Genomic DNA, 17,038 nt, shown 5'->3' on the forward strand with positions numbered 1-17,038 from the left:
GGCATCGTCAGTCCGACGGCACCCGATCCTGCGCCAGTCGATCCGTGAGGCGCCGAACCTCGTGCCGCAACTCCTCGATCTGGTGAGCCGTGGCAGCCTGCTTCGCCTTGTCCTCCTCCGCGACCTGCTCGACGATCCACGAGGCGATGGTGGCGGTCACCACACCGATGAGGCTGATCCCGCCGATCATCAGGGCGGCCGCGATCAAACGGCCCGTCGTCGTCACCGGTGAGTAGTCGCCGTACCCGACGGTCGTCACCGTCGTCATCGACCACCAGAGGGCTTCGCCGAACGAGTTGACGGTCGAGTCGGGATGGTCGCGCTCCGCTTCGTACATGGCGAGGGACGCAACGTACAGGAGCAGCGACGAGGTGGAGATCGTGTAGATGAGCACCTTGCCGCGGATCGCGCCGCCGATCGCCCGCTGCATGACGGTGACCATCGCGACAAGGCGAAGCAGGCGCAGCGGTCGGATCGCGGGCAGCACGACGACGACGAACTCGTGCAGGTGCCGGAAGAACCAGTGCACGCGTCGCTCGGCGAGATACAGACGAGCGACGTAGTCGATCACGAACAGCAGCCAGGTGCCGGACATCAGTGCCGAACAGACCGCGGCCCAGCCGGCACTGAGGTCGAGCAGCACCTCGCAGCTGTACGCGACGAGAAAGGCGAATGCGACGACGGCCATCGGCCATTCGGTGCGCCGCTCCCACTGTTCCTGGGAAGTCATTGGCACACCTTAATGTCCGGCACCCCGCGAGAACTGCGTCGCGGGGTGCCGGGGCCGAGGCTTGGGATCAGGTCAGAGGTCGAAGCGGTCGAGGTTCGAGACCTTCGTCCACGCTGCGACGAAGTCGTCCACGAGCTTCGCCTTGCCGTCCTCCGACGCGTACACCTCGGCGAGGGCACGCAACTGGGAATGGGATCCGAAAACGAGGTCGACGGCGGTCGCGGTCCACTTGGCGTCACCGGTCGTGCGGTCGCGTCCGACGTACACGTTCGGCTCCGATTCCGACGCCGACCATTCCGTGCCCATGTCGAGCAGGTTGACGAAGAAGTCGTTCGTCAGCGTGCCCGGCTTGTCGGTGAACACGCCGTGCTTGGTACCGCCGTGGTTGACGTCGAGGCCGCGCAGGCCGCCGACGAGCGCGGTCAGCTCGGGTGCCGTCAGGTTCAGCATGTACGCCCGCTCGAGCAGGAGCTGTTCGAGGGGAGCCTTCTCGTCGGGCCGGGCGTAGTTGCGGAACCCGTCCGCCCGCGGTTCGAGTACCGCGAACGACTCCACGTCCGTCGTGTCCTGAGTGGCGTCGGTCCGTCCCGGCGAGAACGGCACCGTGACGTCGAATCCGGCGTCCTTCGCGGCCTTCTCGACCCCCGCCGCTCCGGCGAGCACGATCAGGTCCGCGAGCGAGACCGTCTTGCCCGACGCGTCGAAATCCTGCTTGACGCGTTCCAGGACGGGAAGGACGGTGTCCAGGTCCGCGGACTCGTTGGCGGCCCAGCTCCGCTGCGGTTCGAGGCGCAGGCGGGCACCGTTCGCGCCACCCCGCTTGTCGGTACCGCGGAAGCTGGCCGCCGACGCCCATGCGACGCCGACCAACTGCGCCACCGTCAGGCCCGAGGCGAGGAGCGTCGACTTCAGTGCGGCGGCATCCTGCTCGTCGATGAGCGGGTGGTCGACGGCGGGGACGGGGTCCTGCCAGAGCTGCGGCTCCCCGATCCAGGGCCCGAGGTACCGCGATACCGGACCCATATCGCGGTGCAGCAGCTTGTACCAGGCCTTGGAGAACGCCTCGGCGAGTTCCTCCGGGTGATCGAGCCAGCGTCGGGTGATGTCCTTGTAGATGGGGCTCTCTCGCAGCGTGATGTCGGTGACGAGCATCGTCGGGGCCCGGCCGGCTCCGCCGAACGGATCGGGGATGGTGCCTGCGCCCGCGCCGTCCTTCGCGGTGTACTGCCACGTTCCGGCGGGGCTCTTGGTCAGTTCCCACTCGTAGCCGTAGAGGGTTTCGAGGAAGCTGTTGTCCCACTGGGTCGGGGTGGGCGTCCAGACGACCTCGAGGCCGCTGGTGATCTGGTCCGGGCCCTTGCCGGTGCCGTATGCGCTCTTCCAGCCGAGGCCCTGCTGCTCGATCGGAGCGGCTTCCGGTTCGGGGCCGACCAGGTCGGCGTCACCGGCACCGTGCGTCTTGCCGAAGCTGTGGCCGCCCACGATCAGTGCCGCGGTCTCCTCGTCGTTCATCGCCATCCGGCCGAACGTCTCGCGGATGTCGTAGGCGGCGGCGAGCGGATCCGGTTTGCCCTCGGGGCCTTCCGGGTTCACGTAGATCAGGCCCATCGTCGTCGCACCGAACGGCTTCGCCAGGTCGCGTTCGCCGCTGTAGCGCTTGTCGGTGCCCAGCCATTCGTCCTCGAGGCCCCAGTAGACCTCCTCGGGTTCCCAGATGTCCGGGCGTCCGAACCCGAAACCGAACGTTGCGAATCCCATCGACTCGAGCGCGCAGTTGCCTGCGAACACGAGCAGGTCGGCCCACGAGATCTGCTGCCCGTACTTCTGTTTGATCGGCCACAGCAGGCGACGTGCCTTGTCGAGGTTCGCGTTGTCGGGCCAGCTGTTGAGAGGCGCGAAGCGCTGTGCGCCCTGTCCGCCGCCGCCGCGTCCGTCGGAGATGCGGTAGGTGCCTGCCGCATGCCAGCTCATGCGGATGAACAGTCCGCCGTAGTGGCCGTAGTCGGCAGGCCACCAGTCCTGGGAGGTCGTCATCATGTCGATGACGTCGCGCTTGAGTGCCTCGACGTCGAGTTTCGCGAACTCGGTTGCGTAGTCGAAGTCGGCGCCGAGGGGGTTGGACAGTGGCGAGTGCACGTGCAGGACGGAGAGGTCGATCTGGTTCGGCCACCAGTCCTGATTGGTGTTGGGGCGGGGCGCTTTCGGCGTCGGCGAGTCGATCGCGGGGTTCTCGCTGTCGCTACCGCTGCTGGTTGCGCTGCTGTCGGATGTCACGGTGTTCCTTCCGAGAGTGGGTGAACGGGCTGATCACAGGTCTCTTCGGTGCTGTCGCGCTCAGGTGCTCGCGGACGAATCTGGTTGTGCGGTGAGGCAATTGGGGCAGGTTCCCCAGAACACCACTTCCGCCTCGTCGAGGTGGAAGCCGTTGGGATCGGCCGGCGTCAGGCACGGTGCCTCGCCGACCGTGCAGTCGACGTCCGCGATGATCCCGCAGGATCGGCAGACGACGTGGTGGTGGTTGTCCCCGACCCGTGCCTCGTAGCGTGCGACGAACCCGGCCGGTTGGATGCGCCGGACCAGTCGTGCCGCGGTCAGTGCATGCAGCACGTCGTACACGGCCTGACGGGACACGTCGGGGAGTTCGAGGCGGACGGACGAAAAGATCGTCTCGGTGTCCGCGTGGGGTAGGGCGTGCACGGCGCCCATCACGGCGACCCGGGGTCGGGTTGCCCGGAGATCCGCCTCGCGCAGTCGGCCTGCGTAGTCCGGTGTCGGGGACACATGGCCAATATGGCCCCTCACTCTGGAACGAGTCAAGACTTCGCGCCGGTGTTTCTTCGGATTTTCTCGCGGGAAACACATGCACGCAATCGTCTTTGACAATAGTTTTCATTAACGGTCAGGGTTGTCCCATGACCTCACTCTTTCGGGTCGTCGTTCCGGCGGCGGCCCTCGCGATTCTGCTCACGGGCTGCGCAGCCTCGGCCGACGCGCCCGATCCCGAACCAACATCCACGGTGGCAGCGGCGCCGGCAGAGGTGTCGAAGGCCGCACCGCGGCTGGTTGTGACCCACCACGGCGGCGTCACGGTCCTCGATGCGTCGAGCCTCGACACCGTGGCCGAGTTCGAACTCGACGGCTTCACACGGCTCAACCCGGCGGGTGACGGTCGGCACGTCCTGCTCTCCGCCGGGTCCCAGTTCCGGGTGCTCGACACGGGTGCGTGGTCGGAGGCTCACGGTGACCACGCGCACCACTACACCGCCACGCCTGCGTTGGCGGCCTGGGCCTTCGACGCCGACAAACCCGGGCACGTCGTCCGGCACGGCGGACGGACGACGCTGTTCGCCGACGGATCCGGGCGCGTGGAATCCTTCGATCCGCACGCATTGGCCGACGGTAGGCCCGAGGGCGCCGTCCATCAGACGCCGGAGGCGCACCACGGCGTCGCCGTCGACCTACCCGACGGCGGACTCGTCACGACGATCGGCGACTCCGAATCCCGCAGCGGCATCGTCGTTCTCGACCGCGACCGCCGCGAGGTGACGCGCAACGAGCAGTGCCCTGGGGTGCACGGAGAGGCCGTCGCCGCGGACGGTGCGCTGGTCTTCGGATGTCAGGACGGCGTTCTCGTCCACCGCGACGGTGTCATCACGAAGGTGCCGAGCCCGGACGCATACGGGCGCATCGGAAATCAGGCGGGCAGCGAGGCGTCGCCGATCGTCCTCGGCGACTACAAGACCGACCGCGACGCCGAGCTGGAGCGTCCCGAACGGGTGATGCTCGTCGACACCGTGACCCATCGGCTGACTCCGGTCGAACTCGGCACGAGCTACAGCTTCCGGTCGCTGGGTCGCGGGCCGCGGGGTGAGGCCCTCGTGCTCGGCACCGACGGTGCGCTTCACGTGATCGATCCCGTTGCCGCCACCGTCACCCGCCGCATCGACGTCGTCGCTCCGTGGACCGAACCGCTCGAATGGCAGGATCCGCGACCGACGCTGTTCGTGGACGGTGACACCGCGTACGTGACCGAGCCTGCGACGAGGACCGTGCGTGCGGTGGATCTGACGACCGGCGCGGTGACGGCGAGTGCGGAGCTCGCCGTGACGCCCAACGAGATCTCCGGGGTCTAGGGACGCGTGTGGCCCCGACTCGAACGAGTCGGGGCCACACGTATTTTCGGATCAGCTCGCCGGAGTCCAGCTGTCGGGGCCGAAGACCTCGTAGTGGATCGCGGTCGCGGGAACCTGGCGCTCGATCAGGCTCTCGCGCACCGACTGCATGAACGGCAGCGGTCCGCACAGGTACACCTGCGTGCCGTCGGCGATGTCGATGCCGGACAGGTCGGCGCGTCCGAGGTAGGTGTCCTCGTCCTGCGTGCGCTGTCCGAGGTCCTCGTACCACCGGTGGATCGTCGCGGACGGCAGCTGGCCGACGAGTTCGGTCAGCTCGGCGCGGTGCGCGTGGCGTGCGGGGGAGCGGTCGGCGTGCAGAACCGAGACCGGCCGGGTGGCAGAGGTGGCCGTGAGGTGGTTGAGGATGCCGATCATCGGTGTGCAGCCGATGCCTGCGGACACCAGCAGCAGCGGTGCGTCGCCCTCGTCGAGGACGAGGTCACCGAACGGGGTGGTCACCGACAGGGTGTCGCCCTCGAAGACGTTCTCGTACAGGAAGTTCGAGACCTCGCCTGCCGGGTTGTCGCCGTCGACGGGGATGGCCTTGACGCTGATCTGCCAGTCGTCGGCGGTCGGGGATCCGACCAGGCTGTACTGGCGAATCTGTCGGGCACCGTCCGCGAGGTGCACGCCGACCGAGATGTACTGGCCCGGAAGGTAGTGCGGCAGCGGCGTGCCGTCGACCGAAGTCAGGACGAAGGACACGGTCTCGGCGGACTCGAGGACGCGTCGCGCGACCTTGACCTCGCGCCAAACCTTGCCGTCCTCGACGCCCGCGTCGGCGTAGAGCTTGTGCTCCATCGCGATGAGGGTGTTGGCCATCAGCCAATAGACCTCGTCCCACGCGGAGGCAACCTCCGGGGTGACGGCCTCGCCGAGTACCTCGACGATTGCCTCGAACAGGTACTTGTGGACGATCTCGTACTCGGGAGCCGTGATGCCGAGCGAGGCGTGCTTGTTCGCGATCCGGGACATGATCGCATCGATGTTGGCTGCGTCCTCGCTCACCTGCAGCGTCGCGAAGGCGGCGATGGAGCCGGCGAGTGCACGCTGCTGCTCGCCCTGCTTCTGGTTGCCGCGGTTGAAGAGGTCGCGCTCGAGCTCGGGGTGCGCGGCGAACATTTTGTTGTAGAAGAGCGGGGTGATGTCGCCGATGGCTGCCCCGACCGCGGGGAGGGTGGCGCGGATGACTTCGGTGGACGCTGCTGAGAGGCTCATGAACTGAAGCTATTTAATTTGCATTTGAGGTGCAAGATAGTGTGATTCAGGCCACCTCCGCGCCCTTTCGTCGGTCAGATCCAGGCGGCCAGGCGTCGGCGACTCGTGAACGTCCGCGTCGCGCCGGACAGTGGATCGACGAAGCTCAGGGAGCGCGCGAGCAACTGAAGCGGAGTCGAATAGTCTTCGGGCGCAACGTCGTACAGCGTCGGGTAGAAGTTGTCGCCGACGATCGGGATGCCGAGCGAGTTCAGGTGGACCCGGAGCTGGTGCATTTTTCCCGTCCTGGGGAGCAGCCGATAGCGGGCGACCTCGCCCCTGGCCTCGATCAGCTCGACCCGGGTCTCCGCATTGGGCTCGCCCGCGACCTCGACGCACCGCAGTTCGCCGTCCGGCTTCACGATCCGGCTCCGTACGGTTGTCGGTAGGGGCAGGTTTGCGTCGAGCCCGGCGACCGCTTCGTATTCCTTGGTGACCTCTCGGTGCGCGAACAACTCCTGATAGGCCCTGCGCGCCTGCGGTCGGATCGTGAAGACGAGGACACCGGCCGTCACCCGATCGAGCCGGTGCACCGGTGTCAGGTCCGGCAACTCCAGGTCGCGGCGCAGCCGGACGAGGGCCGACTCGACGACGTGTCGGCCACGCGGAGTGCTCGCCAGGAAATGAGGCTTGTCGACGACGAGGAGATCCTCGTCGCGGTGCAGGACGTCGATCTCGAACGGCACCCGCGGCTCCGTCGGCGGATCCCGGTAGAGGTACACGAACGAGTGTGCACGATAAGGGGTTTCGGCGGTGATCGCGGTCCCGGATCCGTCGACGACCTCGGCCGCTGCCACCTTCTCTCGCAGGCGCTCGCGGTCGTCCGGAAAACGTGCGAGCAGGTGATCGAGCACCGTGGCGCTGTCGCTGCCTGCGGGCAGCCGCAACCGGGTCGGGTTGAGGCCGTCACGCACGGGCAGCGGAGCGGAAGGCACAGTCCAAAGGTAGGCGCAACGGCCCCCGGGCGCGAACCTGTAGCCGTTGACCTGCCCCTGGTGAGCCGTTACCCTCCGGTAGGTTTTCTGTGGTGCCGGTCATGGTGTGCTGCTCCCGGTGCCCGCCGACACGGAGGGGGCATCCGGGGTGCGCGTGCAGGGGAAGATACTCGGTGCGGTCGTGACCGCGCTGGCGATCGGGGTCGGAATCGCAGGCGGCCCCGCCGTTGCGATCGCGGATCCCACCGGCGGAGCGGCGGCGCAGCAGTGGCTGGCCACCGCCGTCGAGGCCCCGAAACATCCCGGCGTCGCGATCGAATGGGACGTTCCGATCACCATGAGCGACGGCACCGTGCTGCGCGCCAACGTGTATCGGCCCGCCGACGCCTCCGGACGCGCCATCGGCGAGAAGCTGCCCACCATTCTCAATGTCACTCCGTACACGAAGCTCGTCAGTGCCGTCGCCGACGCGGGGCTGTCGCTGCCCGGAGTCGGCGAGAACCTGATCGCCTTCCTCAATGAACTGAATCTCACCGGGACGCCCCTCGACGGGATCCCGGAGCTCACCGGAATGGTCGCCGGTGGCGGGATGAAGGCGTTCGGGGTCAATCGCCCGCTGGTGCAGAGCGGTTACGTGCAGGTCGTCGTCGACGCCCGCGGCACGGGGTTCTCGCAGGGCATGTGGGACGTCCTCGGCCCCCGTGAGCAGCAGGACAGCGTCGAGCTCGTCGACTGGGCGAGCAAGCAGTCGTGGGCGAACGGCAAGGTCGGCATGGGCGGCGTCTCGTACTCCGGGATCAACTCGGTGCAGGCCGCGGGTCATCGGCCACCCGCGCTCGAGGCGATCTTTCCCGTGGAACCGGGCAACGACCTGATCCGCGACATCGTCGGCACCGGTGGTGGCCTCGGCGTCGGCTTCATGCCACTGTGGCTGTCGCTGGTGAACGGCACCAAACTCATTCCGAACGCCCAGGACCTGTTGCGGGGCACGGTGGATCAGCGGTGGGTGGCCGATCGGCTCGCCAACCCCGGCACGTTGCTTCCCGAACTGGTGCAGGCGATGTCCGCTCCGACGGTCGGCGAGATCTCGCCGACCACGCTCGACGTCGCGCAGGACGGACCGTTCTATCAGCAGCGGCTCGCGAACCTGAGTGCGATCGAGGTGCCGACGATGGTCTTCGGCGGCTGGCACGACATCTTCGCCAACAGCGAGCCCCGTATCTACAACGGCATCGACCTGCCGCCGGGCGAGAAGCAACTCGTCATGGGCGAGACGTATCACCTCAACCCGGGCCAGGGATTCGGTACCCCGGGCGCGCCGCCCCGCATCGACGTCCTCGAGCGCGCGTGGTTCGACAAGTGGCTCAAGGGAATCGACAACGGAATCGACGAATACGGGCCGGTGACGCTGCTCCAGCAGGGCGGCGGATGGACGACGACGGACCAGTTCCCGAGGGCAGGTGTCGAGTACGAGCGGCTGTACCTGTCGGCGGCGCCGAGCGGTACCGCCGGCCACAGCGTCCACGACGGCAGCCTCGCCGCCGACAAACCCGCCGACAGTGCCCGGCTGACCGTCGCACCCGGTTTGCGCAGCCTGTGCTCCCGGGACTCGGCACAGGGCACCGCGGGCGCAACCGTGATCCTCGGATCAGTGTGCACCAAGGACTCTCGGGTCCAGGAGGGCGACGGTCTGACGTTCACCGGGGCGCCGGTCACCGAACCGACGGCGATCTCGGGCCCGATCAACGTGCGCCTCAACACGGTGCACGACGCGACGGACGGCTTCTGGGCTGTGACGCTCAACGACGTCGCACCCGACGGCCGGTCCACGGTGCTGAGCAACGGTGCACTCACGTCCTCGCTCCGCGCCGTCGACGACTCGAAGTCGACGAAGGCTCCGAACGGTGACTACGTGGATGCTCATCACCGCCTCTCGCTGGAATCGCGACAGCCGACGGTTCCGGGTGAGCCGACGGTGCTCGACGTGAAGCTGCTGGCGACCGACGCGATTCTGCAGCCCGGTCACCGCCTGCGGGTCGACGTGTATGCACTCAGCGCCCCGCGGTACCTGCCGCTCGGACCGATGCGCTCGGACAGCGCGTTGCGACCGCAGCACCTGCAGCTGGACCCGAATCAGCCGAGCTTCGTCACCTACCCGACCGTTGGTGTCGAACGCTGAATCCGATGGGTTTCCGGGGGTCCGCTGGTGTGCTGCCGGACCGGAAACGCCCAGGTGCGCGAGTCAGCGGTGTCCCATCCGGATCTGCGCAGGTGTGATTGTTTTCGTTCGAGGCCGAGGGTGCGCTCGTTCCGGTAACGTCCGCCGGGCAATCGATGCCGATCGGCGGCATCAGACGTACGAGAGGGGACCAGCATGGCGCTGGGTTACATTGCCGACGAGACGACGCCCGAGGACGGGGCCGCCGGCTCGTCCATCCTCAGCATCATCGAGGTGATCAATTGGATCAGCGCCCATACGGTGGCCGGAGGCGTGACCCCCCCGCCGCTGTAGACCGCGGGTAGGCATCCCGATGGGAGGGGGCGCGGAGCGATCTGCGCCCCCTCCCATCGTGCGTTGGGTCCCGTCCGGGGTCAGGTCGGGTTCGTGACCCGTACCGACCGACCCTCGGTTGCCGAGAGCCGGATGGCATCCATCACCGCTTGCCCGGCGACCCCGTCCGCGAAGGTGGCCGGCCGCGGCTCGTGCGCCCCGATCGGCTCGCCGAGGATCCGGCGACGGAAGGTGTCCGCGAGCCGGGTGTACGGCGCGCGGTCGATCCCGGAGGCGTGCAGCCAGTCGTAGGTGGTCGAGAACAGGTCGAACGGCGGCGGCACCGGTGCAGGGCTGACGAGATCGTCCGGAACCGGTACGTCGCGTTCGCCGGACGCGTCGGCGTGCCGGAGGGTCTGGCCCTCGAACCACAGCGTGCCTGCGGTTCCCGCGACCCGGGTCGTCATCATCAGCGGGCCCCATGCCCCGACAGTGCTCTGCAGCACCCCGTCCACTCCTGTGACGGTCCGGAAGTGCACCGTGAACGAGTCCTCGGCTGTCTGGCCGCGGTCGGCCACCACAGGTAGTCCGGCGCTGACCGTATCGAATTCTCCCAGCGTGTAACGGATCTGGTCGATCATGTGAGTTCCCTGCGCGCCCAGCCAGCCACCGCCGGAGGCGCCGTCGGTCCACCAATCGGGCGCCTCGGCGCCGTCCGCGGCGAACATCGGCAGGTGGAGGAGGAACGTGCCCAGCTTGGGGGTACCGATCGAGCCCGCGGCAACCTCCCGCGCCAGCAATGCCTGAGGCGTCGCGTAACGGAACTCTGTTCCCACCTGGTGCACGACACCGGCTCGATCCGCCGCGTCGAGCATCGTGCGCGCCTGCGACAGGTCCGCGGCGAACGGCTTCTCGCAGACCACGTGCAGGCCGTGACCGACCGCTTCGATCACCAGGTCGGCATGGGTGTGCGGGGGAGTGGCAACGGTGACGGCGTCGATCTGCGTCAACTCCATCGCCTCGGACAGTGAGGTCGCCGCGTGCGGGATGTCGAAGCGCTTCGCCCGCGCCGCGGTGCGTTCGCGATCGCGGCCGATCAGGACGCGAACGTCGAAGCCGGCGTCGCGGAAGGCGGGAACGTGTGTGATACACCCGAATCCGGTTCCGATGACGGCGAGTCCGAGGGGTGTCTGGGGGTCGGTCATGTCACGCGACGATAGCCGGTGCCTGTTTCGGTCGGCGGGTGTTCTCACGTCCCGGGAACCGCTGACCCACGTAGGCTGGCGACATGGCGAAATGGACTGCGCGTGACATTGCCGATCAAACGGGACGCACCGTCGTCGTCACCGGAGCGAACAGCGGACTCGGGGCGGAAGCGGCGAAGGCACTCGGGGCCGCGGGCGCGACCGTGATCCTGGCCTGCCGCAACGTCGACAAGGCCGCCCCTGTGGCCGCGGCGATCGGCGCGAACGCCGAGGTGCGCCGCCTCGACCTCGCGGACCTGTCGTCGGTACGGGACTTTGCGGCCGGCGTCGACACGGTCGACGTCCTGATCAACAACGCGGGTGTGATGGGGGTACCGCAGTCCACGACCGCGGACGGCTTCGAGATGCAGTTCGGGACCAACCACCTCGGGCACTTTGCACTCACCGGGCTGCTGCTGGACCGCGTCACCGACTGTGTCGTGACGATGTCCAGCCTGATGCACCGGATCGGCACGATCAACGTCGACGATCCGAATTGGCAGCACCGCCGCTACGGCAGGTGGCCGGCGTACGGGCAGTCCAAGCTGGCGAATCTGATGTTCGCCTACGAACTCGATCGTCGACTCGCTGCCGCTGGGTCCACCGTGAAATCGCTTGCCGCGCACCCCGGGTACGCGTCCACGGGATTGCAGGGCCACACGCAGTCGGTCTGGGACCGGCTCATGGGAGTCGGCAACCTGTTCGCGCAGAACGCCGAGATGGGCGCGCTCCCCGAGTTGTATGCGGCGACCGCCCCGTCCGCGGTGTCGGGCAGCTACCTCGGTCCCGACGGACCGTTCGAGCAGCGGGGGTATCCCAAGGTGGTGGGATCGTCCGGCAAGTCCCGTGATCGCGCCGTCGCGGCGTCGCTGTGGGGTTTGTCGGAACGGCTCACCGGCGTCACCTACCGGTTCGCGAAGTCGTCCGGGCTCGGGGAAGTGAGTGTCCTCGGGGAGTGATTTCACTCGTATCGGGCGAGGCGGTGTGACGCCGTCCGAAATACGGTCGCGTCATGGGTGCAGTCATCGGTGATCTTCTTCCCCTCGCGGTCGGTGTGGCGATCTCGCCGATTCCGATCGTCGCGGCGATCCTCATGTTGCTGTCGGCGAACGCGGGCAGTGCGAGCGTGGGTTTCGGCATCGGCTGGGTCGTCGGGATCGTCGCCGCGACGGGTATCTTCATCCTCCTCGCAGGCACGGTCGGGGCATCGGACGACGACGGGTCGTCCTCGGTCTCGTGGCTCAAGGTGATCCTCGGTGCCCTGCTGGTGGTGCTCGCGGCCAAGCAGTGGCGGGAGCGCGGGGACACGTCCACCCCGAAGTGGATGGAGGCGATCGATCAGCTGACGTTGCCGAAGGCGGCCGGTCTCGGTGTCGTGCTGGCCGCGGTGAACCCGAAGAACCTGCTCCTGTGTGTGTCCGCGGGCGTCACCATCGGTGCCGGTGGGCTGGATGGCGGCGGCGAGGTGGTCGCGCTGGTGGTGTTCACAGTGCTGGCGGCGTCGACGGTGGTGATCCCGGTCGTGGGGTACGCATTGGCTGCGGACCGGTTGCGTGAGCCGCTCGCGTCCGCGAAGACTTGGCTGCAGGCCCAGAACCACCAGGTGATGGCCATCGTGCTTCTCGTCATGGGCGCCGTGGTGATCGGCAAGGGCCTAGGCGGATTCTGAGAACGGCTTCGGCCCGGAAGTCGTTTCCGCCGTGGCGGATCCTCGCTTCCGAGCCGAATCGTCGGTCCTCGTTCCGTCAGTCGTCGTCGCCCGTCACGAGGATGGTGACGTCGATGTTGCCGCGGGTGGCGTTCGAGTAGGGGCACACCAGGTGGGCCTTGTCCGCCAGCTCCTGGGCCTGCTCGCGCGTGAGGGCGGGCAGCGTCACCTCGAGGGTCACCTCGAGGCCGAAGCCGCCACCCTCGGTCGGGCCGATGCCGACGCGGGCGCCGACCGCGGAGTCGGTCACGTCGGCGCCGGACTGCCGGGCGACCAGACGCAGTGCGGAGTGGTAGCAGGCGGCGTACCCGAGGGCGAACAGCTGTTCGGGATTGGTGCCGTCGCCGGTGCCGCCCATCTCGACCGGGATCGCGAACGTCAGGTCGAGGCGTCCGTCGCTGGTGCGACCCTGGCCGTTGCGGCCGTCGCCGGAGACGAGCGCTTCTGCGGTGTAGACGATGGTCATGGGTTTCTCCCTGTGTAGGTGGAGCTTGTGGTGGAGTCGTCGGTTGGGGTCGCGCCGGAGCGCAACTCGAGGGTCAGGCGCTTGAGGGTCGAGCGGAGTGCGAGAAGTTCCTCCGTCGGCAGACCGGAGCATCCGGCGAGGCGGCGGGGGACGGCCAGTGCGGGCTCGTGGAGGTCGTGTCCGGCGTCGGTGAGATGGATCAGGACCCGCCGCTCGTCGTCGGACTGCCTGCGACGCTCGAGGAGACCGAGGCCCTCCATTCGCTTCAGCAATGGCGACAGGGTGCCGGTGTCCAGGTCGAGTTCGTCGCCGATCTCACGGACGCCGCGGCCGTCTCGTTCCCACAGTACGAGCATGACCAGGTACTGCGGGTAGGTCAGTCCCAGCTCGTCGAGCAGTGGGCGGTACACCGCCGTCGTTGCGCGGGACGCTGCATACAGCGCGAAGCACAGCTGCTTGTCGAGGGCGAGTTCGTCGGTCACCCAATGAACGGTAGTGCACAGTTATATTGTGTGCAACCTACCTGTCGGTTCACGCTGGTCGCGACCTCGCACCCCACGGCTCTGCCAGTTCAGCGAGCAGCTTTCGTTTCATCTCCCTGGCCTGGTGCACGTCGCTGTCCCTCGGGGCCAGTGCAGCGCGCAGCATCGACACGAACTTCGCCCGACCCACCCCGAACGTGACCAGCAGATCTTCCGGGCTCGGCCCACCGAACGGCGCCCACCTGACGGCAAACGTGACCACTGCGCCGTCGGCGGGGCACAGTGCTCGGGACTGCTCCAGGAAGCTGCAGACACCGAGGGACCGTCGTAACCAGGCCGTATCGAGCTCGCGGGTGTTCGGGAGCGTGGATTCGAGGGGGTTCATCGGGCTCCCAGAGGGCGAGATGACGGATCGGGACGTCGCCAATTGTGGCGGAGCGAACACCGTTCCGGACCCGTGGTTACACGGGGTTCACCACCTGGATCGAATCCCGTGACGCGACCGCGTACTCATCTCGTCGTGCCGGTGAGCAGGCCGTAGTCCTCGCGTAGCCGGCGGGTGAACCGGTCGCCGTCCATCTCTGTCGGCTGCAGTCGTGGAAGGGCGTGGCGATCGTCCCCGGTGATCGCGGGCACGGGGACGCTGGAGCAGGCGATGTCGATGCCGACATCGCGAACGGCTGCACGTGCGGTGTCGTCGTGGCGGCCGTACGGATACGAGAAACGGGTCACGGGACGCCCGGCAAGTTCCTCGATCGTCCGGCGCCCCTCGAGGATCTGGGCGTGCTGCCGAGTCGGGGGCAGGTCCGTGAGTGAGGGATGGTCGAGGGTGTGGCTGCCGATGGTGATCAGCGGGTGCGCCGCGAGCTCCGCGAACTGTTCCGCATCGACCGCTCGCCGTGGTGTCGGCGGTGACGTCGGCCGCCCGGCCCAGGCGAGGAGGTGGTCGACCGCGTCGTCCTGTTCGGTCGGCTCCAGTACGACGATCGCATCCCAGAGCGCGCGGAAGAGTTTCTGCCGTGATGTGACGGCGGCGTCGAAATCGGCGCGCCAACCCGTGAGCGCCTCGTCGTCACCGGGCCGCTCGTCGAGGGTGTACCCCGTCGGGGAGAAGCCGAACGGAAAGTCCAACGCTTCGGGCAGGGGGCCAGTGAGCAGGGCGCGTTGCAGTGCGTCCCACCAGAATTCGCGGGTGCGTCCCACCCCGTTGCCGATGACGAAGATCGTCGCCGGGATCTCGTGGCGTTCGAGGATCGGCAATGCCGTGGTGAGGTTGTCGAGGTAGCCGTCGTCGAACGTCACCGCGATCCGGGCGCCGGTGCGGGTGTAGGCGTCGTCGCCGGCGAAGTCGCCGAGATCGACGGCGGCCCGGGCGTGGGCGAGCACGGTCATCTGCTCGTCGAATGCGTGCGGGGACACGCAGATGGCCCAGGGGTCGGCGGTGTCCTCGGTGATGCAGTGGTACATCAGGATTCCGCCGCGACGCCGACATCGCCGGGCCCGCAGTCGTAGCGCCGCGACGAGGGCGTCACGCCGCGACATCGCCGCCCTTGCGCGCCACCACCGACACGATGACGGGGTACTCGGGGTCGAAGACGTTCAACTCGTGCCGCTCGAGTTCACGATCGGCCATGCCGTGCAGGAACGCCGTCGCCGACAGCACATTGCCGTACGCCCGCACCGCCACTCCCTCCGCCGGAAACGCGTCCCCGAAAAGGCGGTTCACGGACAGTTCCGTGAACGACCAGTACCAGGTCGAGTTCCACACGGGATCGGCGATCTGACTGATGCCGGGAACGGTGCACAGCACGACGCCACCCGGCTTGAGGATGCGGTGCAGGGTGTCCACCGCCGCCTTCGTGTCGAAGATCATCTGCAGTGTCTGCGTGAGGATGATGCAGTCGTAGGTGCCGGTCGGCACGTTCGGTGCGTCGGTGAGGTCGGCGACGTAGGTCGCGCCCGGGACGTCGGCGACGTGCAGCATGTCCGAGCGGGTGACGCCTTCTCCGAAGGATTCGGTGTAGGTCCGCTCGCCGATCTCCAGCACCGTCCCGGTGACGAGGTAACGATGGGCGTCGAGGAAGTTCTCGATGTAGAAGCGGTCGACGGGGCGTCCCCGGTCGAAGCCGTACTCGCGGCAGATCGGTTCGATCCGGCGCAGGTCACCGAAGCGCACCTTGCCGACGCGCGGTTTCTGTCGGCGGTCGTTGAGCACACGCAACACGCGGCGATAGTTGTCTTCGCCCAGCACCGCGCGGGCCAGTGCGGTCCGCTTTTCCTGCAGAAGCGTCATCCTCGGTCCATCCTCGTCACGCGGCACGGGGTGGTCGCCGCTCGGCTGCGGGGACCACTCGCAGGGGCTGAAACTGGAAACCCCTGTGAGTTAGGTGAACCTTACCTTTGTTGAGTGAGTCTGGTTACGACGGGCTCCTCGGCCGCCTCTCCGGTGCAGGTGACGCCCCAGGTCGGCGGTACTGGGACCACGTCGGCCGGGGTAGGATCGGTCCGGGTTAAACAAGCAGCCCATTCTGTCGCCGTGTCCGCGGGGTCGAGTCGTGCTGCTGCGGCGGGATCCGGGGCCTCCAGGAGGTAAACCCCATCGATGAGCGTGTTGTCCCTGTGCCGCCCCTCGGCAGGCCCGTCAACGCAGCGCCACCAGCCCAACCTGGAAAGCCGGCTCCGGTGACGGTGGACGAAGGCGACTCGGACCGCCTGTCCGATGGGGCGAGCGTCGACCCGGGCTCGGTGTTCGCCGAGCTGGCGCAGATTCTCTACAAGGGAGCGGATGCCGAGCAGGTCTACACCGCCATCTGTACCGCGGCCACCCTCCTGGTGCCGGGTTGCGACCGCGCCAGCGTGATGCTCCGCAAGGGGGGCGACTACGTCACCGTCGCCGCGACAGATCCGGTTGCCGCACACATCGATCAGCTCGAGCGGTCCCTGGGAGAGGGACCCTGTGTGGACACCATCGAGGAGGCCGTCCCCCAGATCGAGGCGGATCTTCGGGACGGGTCCTCGTGGCCCGAACTGGCCCGCGTGCTCGTCGAGACCACCCCGGTCCGGGGTGCGATGGGCTTCCGGTTGTTGATCGACGAACACAAGGTCGGGGCATTGAATCTCTTCTCCGACCGGCCCGGCGCCTTCACCGCCAGGTCCGCGGACCATGCCAGCGTCCTGAGCGCCTTCGCATCGGTGACCGTCACCGCCGTCGATCGCGGCGATGATGTCGCGTCACTCCGCTCCGGGTTGGCGAGCAACAGGGAGATCGGCAAGGCGATCGGGCTGTTGATGGCCACGGAGAACATCTCGTCGGACGAGGCATTCGATTTGCTTCGCCGCACGTCCCAGCAGATGAACCGCAAAGTGGCAGATCTCGCTCGCGACCTCGTCGAAAGCCACCACACCCGGTCGTCGGGTCGATGACGTGGCCCGTCGAGTATCGCGACAGCGCCCCGCCCGACATCCTTTTCGCTCCTGCCGGCCACGACGGGCCGATCATGAACGCTTCTCGGGACGGTGCCTGAGACGGTTCCGTGAATTCTGCGCGAGC

At 67.7% G+C, this 17,038-nt stretch carries 17 protein-coding genes; 6 read left to right on the plus strand and 11 right to left on the minus strand.

The features are described from left to right. Positions 1 to 7: 7 nt before the first annotated feature. From RHCRD62_RS20040 to RHCRD62_RS20050, 3 genes are all read right to left on the minus strand, one after another. Entirely contained in the window at positions 8 to 730 is a 723-nt protein-coding gene (locus RHCRD62_RS20040; protein ID WP_050066498.1) for a potassium channel family protein, read from the minus strand. A 72-nt stretch (positions 731 to 802) separates the two neighbouring features. After that, positions 803 to 3,004, minus strand: coding sequence for a catalase/peroxidase HPI (gene katG / locus RHCRD62_RS20045; protein ID WP_050066499.1), 2,202 nt, complete (start codon positions 3,002 to 3,004; stop codon positions 803 to 805). 60 nt (positions 3,005 to 3,064) lie between these two features. Beyond that, complete coding sequence (locus RHCRD62_RS20050) at positions 3,065 to 3,511, minus strand: Fur family transcriptional regulator (protein ID WP_050066500.1); 447 nt, start codon at positions 3,509 to 3,511, stop codon at positions 3,065 to 3,067. Positions 3,512 to 3,642: 131 nt separating this feature from the next. Here RHCRD62_RS20050 and aztD point away from each other — a divergent pair, with 131 nt between their 5' ends. Further along, the gene (aztD, locus tag RHCRD62_RS20055) at positions 3,643 to 4,863 is read left to right on the plus strand and encodes a zinc metallochaperone AztD (protein ID WP_050066501.1); all 1,221 of its coding nucleotides are present in this window, start codon (positions 3,643 to 3,645) and stop codon (positions 4,861 to 4,863) included. Positions 4,864 to 4,914: 51 nt separating this feature from the next. On the opposite strand, the gene RHCRD62_RS20060 is transcribed toward aztD, so the two are convergent. Both RHCRD62_RS20060 and RHCRD62_RS20065 read right to left on the minus strand, forming a co-directional pair. Next, a complete protein-coding gene (locus RHCRD62_RS20060) occupies positions 4,915 to 6,123 on the minus strand; it encodes a globin domain-containing protein (protein WP_050066502.1) in 1,209 nt (402 codons plus the stop codon). A gap of 74 nt (positions 6,124 to 6,197) precedes the next feature. Beyond that, the gene (locus tag RHCRD62_RS20065) at positions 6,198 to 7,097 is read right to left on the minus strand and encodes a pseudouridine synthase (protein ID WP_050066503.1); all 900 of its coding nucleotides are present in this window, start codon (positions 7,095 to 7,097) and stop codon (positions 6,198 to 6,200) included. Between the two features lie 148 nt (positions 7,098 to 7,245). Between RHCRD62_RS20065 and RHCRD62_RS20070 the strand changes: the two genes are divergently transcribed. Continuing rightward, positions 7,246 to 9,276, plus strand: coding sequence for a CocE/NonD family hydrolase (locus RHCRD62_RS20070; RefSeq protein ID WP_050066684.1), 2,031 nt, complete (start codon positions 7,246 to 7,248; stop codon positions 9,274 to 9,276). 195 nt (positions 9,277 to 9,471) lie between these two features. Beyond that, positions 9,472 to 9,609 (plus strand): hypothetical protein, encoded by a 138-nt coding sequence (locus RHCRD62_RS25945; RefSeq protein WP_157051002.1) that lies wholly within the window; start codon positions 9,472 to 9,474, stop codon positions 9,607 to 9,609. An 80-nt stretch (positions 9,610 to 9,689) separates the two neighbouring features. Here the strand turns inward: RHCRD62_RS25945 and RHCRD62_RS20075 are convergent, their stop codons facing one another. Then, positions 9,690 to 10,793 carry a Gfo/Idh/MocA family protein gene (locus RHCRD62_RS20075; protein WP_050066504.1) on the minus strand — a complete coding sequence of 368 codons (1,104 nt, stop codon included), beginning with the start codon at positions 10,791 to 10,793 and terminating at the stop codon, positions 9,690 to 9,692. Between the two features lie 83 nt (positions 10,794 to 10,876). Between RHCRD62_RS20075 and RHCRD62_RS20080 the strand changes: the two genes are divergently transcribed. Further along, the gene (locus tag RHCRD62_RS20080; RefSeq protein WP_050066505.1) at positions 10,877 to 11,791 is read left to right on the plus strand and encodes an oxidoreductase; all 915 of its coding nucleotides are present in this window, start codon (positions 10,877 to 10,879) and stop codon (positions 11,789 to 11,791) included. Positions 11,792 to 11,844: 53 nt separating this feature from the next. Then, entirely contained in the window at positions 11,845 to 12,501 is a 657-nt protein-coding gene (locus tag RHCRD62_RS20085; protein WP_050066506.1) for a GAP family protein, read from the plus strand. A 76-nt stretch (positions 12,502 to 12,577) separates the two neighbouring features. Here RHCRD62_RS20085 and RHCRD62_RS20090 read toward each other — a convergent pair whose 3' ends face one another. The 5 genes from RHCRD62_RS20090 to RHCRD62_RS20110 all read right to left on the minus strand — a co-directional run bounded on the left by RHCRD62_RS20090 (position 12,578) and on the right by RHCRD62_RS20110 (position 15,781). After that, a complete protein-coding gene (locus RHCRD62_RS20090; protein WP_050066507.1) occupies positions 12,578 to 13,006 on the minus strand; it encodes an organic hydroperoxide resistance protein in 429 nt (142 codons plus the stop codon). Then, complete coding sequence (locus RHCRD62_RS20095; RefSeq protein ID WP_050066508.1) at positions 13,003 to 13,488, minus strand: MarR family winged helix-turn-helix transcriptional regulator; 486 nt, start codon at positions 13,486 to 13,488, stop codon at positions 13,003 to 13,005. The genes RHCRD62_RS20090 and RHCRD62_RS20095 overlap by 4 nt, the downstream gene beginning before the upstream one ends. A gap of 49 nt (positions 13,489 to 13,537) precedes the next feature. Beyond that, positions 13,538 to 13,873 (minus strand): hypothetical protein, encoded by a 336-nt coding sequence (locus RHCRD62_RS20100; protein WP_050066509.1) that lies wholly within the window; start codon positions 13,871 to 13,873, stop codon positions 13,538 to 13,540. A 125-nt stretch (positions 13,874 to 13,998) separates the two neighbouring features. Beyond that, on the minus strand, positions 13,999 to 15,030 hold the full coding sequence (locus RHCRD62_RS20105; RefSeq protein WP_253277399.1) for a polysaccharide deacetylase family protein: 1,032 nt from the start codon (positions 15,028 to 15,030) through the stop codon (positions 13,999 to 14,001). Beyond that, on the minus strand, positions 15,017 to 15,781 hold the full coding sequence (locus tag RHCRD62_RS20110) for a methyltransferase domain-containing protein (protein WP_050066510.1): 765 nt from the start codon (positions 15,779 to 15,781) through the stop codon (positions 15,017 to 15,019). The genes RHCRD62_RS20105 and RHCRD62_RS20110 overlap by 14 nt, the downstream gene beginning before the upstream one ends. A 389-nt stretch (positions 15,782 to 16,170) precedes the next feature. Here RHCRD62_RS20110 and RHCRD62_RS20115 point away from each other — a divergent pair, with 389 nt between their 5' ends. Next, the gene (locus RHCRD62_RS20115) at positions 16,171 to 16,911 is read left to right on the plus strand and encodes a GAF and ANTAR domain-containing protein (RefSeq protein WP_253277400.1); all 741 of its coding nucleotides are present in this window, start codon (positions 16,171 to 16,173) and stop codon (positions 16,909 to 16,911) included. The last annotated feature ends 127 nt before the right edge of the window (positions 16,912 to 17,038 follow it).

This window comes from Rhodococcus sp. RD6.2 (genome assembly GCF_001040705.1).
GTDB lineage: Bacteria > Actinomycetota > Actinomycetes > Mycobacteriales > Mycobacteriaceae > Rhodococcus_G.

What these genes read in the sequence shown, in the direction of transcription:
- RHCRD62_RS20080 (WP_050066505.1), top strand. Translation starts at nt 10,877, where the DNA reads ATGGCGAAATGGACTGCGCGTGACATTGCCGATCAAACGGGACGCACC.
- RHCRD62_RS20090 (WP_050066507.1), bottom strand. Translation starts at nt 13,006, where the DNA reads ATGACCATCGTCTACACCGCAGAAGCGCTCGTCTCCGGCGACGGCCGC.
- RHCRD62_RS25945 (WP_157051002.1), top strand. Translation starts at nt 9,472, where the DNA reads ATGGCGCTGGGTTACATTGCCGACGAGACGACGCCCGAGGACGGGGCC.
- RHCRD62_RS20060 (WP_050066502.1), bottom strand. Translation starts at nt 6,123, where the DNA reads ATGAGCCTCTCAGCAGCGTCCACCGAAGTCATCCGCGCCACCCTCCCC.
- RHCRD62_RS20110 (WP_050066510.1), bottom strand. Translation starts at nt 15,781, where the DNA reads ATGACGCTTCTGCAGGAAAAGCGGACCGCACTGGCCCGCGCGGTGCTG.
- RHCRD62_RS20040 (WP_050066498.1), bottom strand. Translation starts at nt 730, where the DNA reads ATGACTTCCCAGGAACAGTGGGAGCGGCGCACCGAATGGCCGATGGCC.
- RHCRD62_RS20085 (WP_050066506.1), top strand. Translation starts at nt 11,845, where the DNA reads ATGGGTGCAGTCATCGGTGATCTTCTTCCCCTCGCGGTCGGTGTGGCG.
- RHCRD62_RS20075 (WP_050066504.1), bottom strand. Translation starts at nt 10,793, where the DNA reads ATGACCGACCCCCAGACACCCCTCGGACTCGCCGTCATCGGAACCGGA.
- RHCRD62_RS20105 (WP_253277399.1), bottom strand. Translation starts at nt 15,030, where the DNA reads ATGTCGCGGCGTGACGCCCTCGTCGCGGCGCTACGACTGCGGGCCCGG.
- aztD (WP_050066501.1), top strand. Translation starts at nt 3,643, where the DNA reads ATGACCTCACTCTTTCGGGTCGTCGTTCCGGCGGCGGCCCTCGCGATT.
- RHCRD62_RS20100 (WP_050066509.1), bottom strand. Translation starts at nt 13,873, where the DNA reads ATGAACCCCCTCGAATCCACGCTCCCGAACACCCGCGAGCTCGATACG.